The sequence below is a fragment of the Rathayibacter sp. AY1D9 genome (assembly GCF_002932395.1).
Classification (GTDB): Bacteria; Actinomycetota; Actinomycetes; order Actinomycetales; family Microbacteriaceae; genus Rathayibacter.
In genome coordinates this window covers 1-5,244 of record NZ_PSVQ01000066.1, presented here as the reverse complement: position 1 = coordinate 5,244, position 5,244 = coordinate 1, and the positions used below count along the sequence as shown (strand labels likewise).

The following is a 5,244-nucleotide window of genomic DNA, read 5'->3' as shown; positions in this document are numbered from 1 at the left end:
GGGCCGGGCCGGTGAACGCGTACCCGGCCCGCTCCCCGAGAGCGCCGTCGACGCCGTGCGCGCCGGGTACGCGTTCACCGGCCCGGCCCTCGAGCTCGGCGCCCTCGTCAACGGCGACGCGCGGATCGACGTGCCCGTCCGCATTCCGCTCGGCATGCTCAACCGGCACGGCCTCGTCGTCGGCGCGACCGGCACCGGCAAGACGAAGACGCTGCAGGTCCTCGCCGAGCAGCTCTCGGCCCACGGCGTCCCCGTCTTCGCCGCGGACATCAAGGGCGACCTCTCCGGCCTCGCCACTCCGGGCACCGCGACCGACGCGCTGCTCGCCCGCACCCGCGGCATCGGCCAGGACTGGCGGGCGGAGGCGGCCCCCGCCGAGTACTTCGCGCTCGGCGGCATCGGCACCGGCGTCCCCGTCCGCGCCACCGTGACGGGATTCGGCGCGCTGCTGCTCGCGAAGGTGCTCGGCCTCAACCACACGCAGGAGTCGAGCCTCGGTCTCGTCTTCCACTACGCCGAGAGCGCCGGTCTCCCGCTCGTCGACCTGTCCGACCTCCGCGCCGTGCTCACCTACCTCGTCGGCGACGAGGGCAAGGCGGAGCTCGCCGAGCTCGGCGGGCTGTCCAAGGCGACCGCCGGCGTGATCCTCCGCGAGCTGATCGCGTTCGCCGACCAGGGCGCCGACGTGTTCTTCGGCGAGCCCGAGATCGACACGGCCGAGTTCCTCCGCCTCGCCGCCGACGGGCGCGGCGTCGTCAGCCTCCTCGAGGTCCCCGGAGTCGCCGACCGACCGGCTCTGTTCTCCACCTTCCTGATGTGGCTGCTCGCCGACCTCTTCAACGACCTGCCGGAGGTCGGCGACCTCGACAAGCCGAAGCTGGTGTTCTTCTTCGACGAGGCGCACCTGCTCTTCCGCGACGCGTCGAAGGACTTCCTCGCCGCGATCACCCAGACCGTGCGCCTCATCCGCTCCAAGGGCGTCGGCATCGTCTTCGTCACGCAGACCCCGAAGGACGTGCCGGGCGACGTCCTCGCCCAGCTCGGCTCCCGCGTGCAGCACCAGCTCCGCGCGCACACGCCGGACGACGCCAAGGCCCTCCGCGCCACCGTCTCGACCTACCCCGAGAGCGACTACGACCTCGGCGAGGTCCTCCAGGCGCTTCCCATCGGCGAGGCGATCGTGACGGTCATGAACGAGCGCGGCGCCCCGACCCCGGTCGCCTGGACGCGTCTCCGCGCCCCGCTCGGCTCGATGAAGCCCACCCCCGAGGCCGACCGCGAGGCGAGCGTCCAGAGGTCCCCGCTCCTCGCGCGCTACGGCACGCCCCTCGACCGCGACTCCGCCCGCGAGATCCTCACCCGCCGGCTCGACGCCGCCGCCGACGCCGAGGAGGCCCGCGCCGCCGCCGAGCAGCAGGCCGCCGACGACGCCCGCCGCGCGAAGGAGGACGCGCGTCGCGCCAAGGAGGAGACCGCGGACGCCGCCCGCCGCGCGAAGGAGCGGGCCGCCGCCGAGCGCGCCGCCGACCAGGCCGCCGAGCGCTCCCGACGGCGCACGGCACCGACCTCCCGCGGGACCCGCACCGCCCGCCGCGACAAGACGGTCGTCGAGGAGGTGCTGGGCTCGAGCGCCGGCAGGACGCTGCTGCGCGAGGTGGTCCGCGGGATCTTCGGGACCGCCCGACGGCGTTGACGCGACCCGGGCCACTCGGGGAGACGAGGCGCTAACGGGAGCGTGTTAGCGTCGGTAGCATGAGTGAGAGCGGGACGACGCGGGAGCGGATCCTCCGAGCGACGGTCGAGCTGCTGGCGGACGGCGGGCGGGACGCGGTGTCGACGCGGGCGATCAGCGCGGCGGCGGGGGTGCAGGCCCCCACGATCTACCGGACGTTCGGCGACCTGCGCGGGCTGCTCGACTCGGCCGCCGCAGCCGGATTCGCCACGGCCCTCGCCGACTTCGAGCGGAGCGAGGCGCCGGCCGACCCGGTCGACGCGCTCCGTGCCGCCTGGGATCACCACGTCGCCTTCGGACTCGCCGAACCGCACCTCTACGCGCTGATGTTCACCGCACGGCCGGGGGAGGAGTCGGAGGCGGCGCGCCTGTCCCGGGGCGTCCTCCTCGACGCGGTCCGGGCCGTCGCCGAAGCCGGCCGCCTCACCGTCGACGTCGAGCGTGCCTCCCGCCTGCTCCAGTCGGCCGCGCTCGGCTGCACCCTCACGCTGACCGCCCTCGCCGACCCCGACGACGAGCTCTCGTCCCGCTCGCGCGAGTCCGTCCTCGCGGCGATCACCACAGCGGAGGCGGGCCCCACCGATCCCGCCGCCCGTGCGGTCGTCGCGCACGCCGTCGCCCTGCGGACCGCGCTGCCGCAGATCGAGCCCCTCAGCGCGGGGGAGCGGCTCCTGCTCGACGAATGGCTCGAGCGCATCGCCGACTGACGGCCGGCGTCGCCGGAGGGTCCGTATCGCCGCCCTGTCGTCCTCGTTGTCGTAATTCGGATGGCTACGGGCACGATCCGGGACCGGCACCTACGGTCGGACCATGTCGCGAACCATAGCCGAACTCTTCTTCCGCGCCGCCTGCTCGGCCCCGCTCGTCGCCCGCCGTGGCGCGTTCTGCTCCGACTCCTGCGCGCGGACGAACCACCTCTACGGCTGATCCCGCACGCCCGGCGCGCGCCGAACGATCGGCGGCGCCTGCTCGGCGCGACGTCGTCGGCTGCAGCCGGGTGTGCCCCGGCAGGGCGAACCCGGCGCTGCGTGAGTGGGCCGCTCCGATCGACGCCTCCACCGGTCGACCGGGCTCCGACGATCGCCCGCACCGGTTAAACAAAACGGTGCCCGTGCTGGCGAGAGCAACGGACACCGTTCGCGGAGGATGGGGGATTCGAACCCCCGAGGGCTTTCACCCAACACGCTTTCCAAGCGTGCGCCATAGGCCACTAGGCGAATCCTCCTGGCACGACCTGAGCCGCGACTCATCGATACTAGCCGGTGTCGGAGGCTCCCGCTGACCACGACCCCGACACGCCCCGCTCTCCTCGGCCGCCGTCGTCGGTTAGACTGTCACCCGGCTCCCCGCGTGGCGCCATCCAGGCCAACTCCCCCAGGGCGGAAACGCAGCAAGGGTAACCGGGCTCTGGCGGGTGCGCGGGGGGTCTTCTTCCGTTAACCGGCCCGCCTGCTCCGCCGATGGACCGCCGCACAGCCGCTACGAGGCCCTACCGACTGCGGACGCTCCTCCACAGCCGGGCGCCATGCACGCCCTCCCATCCCTGGCCTCTACTCAGCCAGGCGGAGGGACCCCCTCGGTAGGCTGGATCCGATGGTTCAGAGCATCTACATCTCGTCCGCCGAAGGTCATTCGGGCAAGTCCACGGTCGCCCTCGGCGTCCTCGATGCGCTCAGCAGCCAGGTGCAGCGGGTCGGCGTCTTCCGCCCGATCGCCCGCTCCACCTCCGAGCCGGACTACGTGCTCGAGATGCTGCTCGGCCACTCCGACTCGGGCCTCGCCTACGAGGACTGCATCGGCGTCACCTACGAGGACGTCCACGCCGACGGTGAGGCGGCGCTCTCGCGGATCGTCGAGAGGTACAAGGGCGTCGAGGCCCGGTGCGACGCCGTCGTCATCCTCGGCTCCGACTACACGGACGTCGGCAGCCCCACCGAGCTCGGCTACAACGCCCGCATCGCCGCCAACCTCGGCGCTCCGGTCCTGCTCGTCCTCACCGGGCGGGACTCGTCCCGCAGCGAGCAGCTGGGCCAGGCGCCCGCGCGCACGCCGGAGGAGATGCGCCAGATCACGGAGCTCGCCTCGGTCGAGCTGCGCACGGCCCACGCGAGCCTCATCGGAGTGATCGCGAACCGCGCCGATCCCGACACCGCCGCCGACGCCGTCGCCGCGATCCGTGAGAGCATCCCCGCCACCGTCCCGGTCTGGGCGATCCGCGAGGATCCGTTCCTCGTCGCTCCGAGCCTGTCCCGCCTGGTCGAGGCGGTCGACGGCGTCGTGGTCGCGGGCGATCCGGAGCTGCTCGGTCGCGAGGCGCTCGGCGTGGTGATCGCCGGCATGTCCATGGTGAACGTCCTGCCGCGGCTCACCGAGGGCGGCGTCGTGATCGTCCCCGGCGACCGGCCCGAGGTCGTCCTCGCCGTGATCATGGCGTACGCCTCCGGCACGTTCCCCACCGTCACCGGCATCATCCTCAACGGCGGCTTCGAGCTGCCGGAGCCGATCGTCCGGCTGATCGAGGGCGTCGACAGCCGCGTGCCGATCGTGATGACCGAGCTCGGCACCTACGACACCGCCGTCCGCGTCACTGCGGCCCGCGGCCGCCTGGCGGCCGACTCCCCGCGCAAGCGCGACACCTCCCTCGCCCTCTTCCAGGAGGCGGTCGACGCGGTCGAGCTGCTCACCCTCCTCGACGTCGGCCGGTCCGAGGTCGTCACGCCGCTGATGTTCGAGTACGGGCTGATCGAGCGCGCGCGCATCGCCGACCGCCACATCGTCCTGCCCGAGGGCGGCGACGACCGGATCCTCCGCGCCGCCGCGACCGTGCTCAAGCGCGGCATCGCCCGGCTCACGATCCTCGGCGAGGAGGCCGAGATCCGCGCCCGTGCGGCGGGCCTCGGCCTCGACCTCGACGGCGCGCGCGTGCTGAGCACCCTCGACCCCGAGCACCGCGCGCGCTTCGCCGAGGAGTACGCCCGCATCCGCGCGCACAAGGGCATCACCTACGACCACGCCTACGACACCGTCACGGACGTCTCCTACTTCGGCACGATGATGGTGCAGCTCGGCCTGGCCGACGGGATGGTCTCGGGAGCCGCGCACACGACCGCGCACACCATCCGCCCCGGCTTCGAGATCATCAAGACGAGCCCGGGCGTCTCCGTCGTCTCGAGCGTGTTCCTGATGGCGCTCGCCGACCGCGTGCTGGTCTACGGCGACTGCGCGGTGAACCCCGACCCCACCGAGGCGCAGCTCGCCGACATCGCGATCTCGTCCGCCGAGACCGCCCAGCAGTTCGGGATCGACCCCCGCATCGCGATGCTCTCCTACTCCACCGGCGAGAGCGGAGCCGGCGCCGACGTCGAGAAGGTCCGCGCGGCGACGGCTCTGGTGCGCGAGCGCCGGCCCGACCTGCTCGTCGAGGGCCCGATCCAGTACGACGCGGCGGCCGACGCGGCGGTCGCGGCCTCGAAGATGCCCGGCTCCCAGGTCGCCGGGCGCGCGACGGTGTT

At 73.2% G+C, this 5,244-nt stretch carries 3 protein-coding genes, 1 tRNA gene and 1 other RNA gene; 4 read left to right on the top strand and 1 reads right to left on the bottom strand.

The window, feature by feature from the left end; translation table 11 throughout:
* Positions 1 to 1,693 (top strand): helicase HerA-like domain-containing protein (locus tag C5C50_RS16415; protein WP_308471844.1); only part of this gene is annotated, 1,693 nt, incomplete at its 5' end.
* A gap of 59 nt (positions 1,694 to 1,752) precedes the next feature.
* Positions 1,753 to 2,439 (top strand): TetR/AcrR family transcriptional regulator, encoded by a 687-nt coding sequence (locus C5C50_RS16410; RefSeq protein ID WP_104227474.1) that lies wholly within the window; start codon positions 1,753 to 1,755, stop codon positions 2,437 to 2,439.
* Between the two features lie 433 nt (positions 2,440 to 2,872).
* Here the strand turns inward: C5C50_RS16410 and C5C50_RS16405 are convergent.
* Positions 2,873 to 2,957 (bottom strand) — tRNA-Ser (locus tag C5C50_RS16405).
* A gap of 112 nt (positions 2,958 to 3,069) precedes the next feature.
* On the opposite strand from C5C50_RS16405, the gene ffs reads away from it, so the two are divergent.
* An RNA gene (gene ffs, locus C5C50_RS16400) (signal recognition particle sRNA small type) lies at positions 3,070 to 3,166 on the top strand.
* 159 nt (positions 3,167 to 3,325) lie between these two features.
* Positions 3,326 to 5,244: phosphate acetyltransferase (pta, locus tag C5C50_RS16395; RefSeq protein ID WP_104273938.1), on the top strand; the 1,919-nt coding region annotated here is incomplete at its 3' end.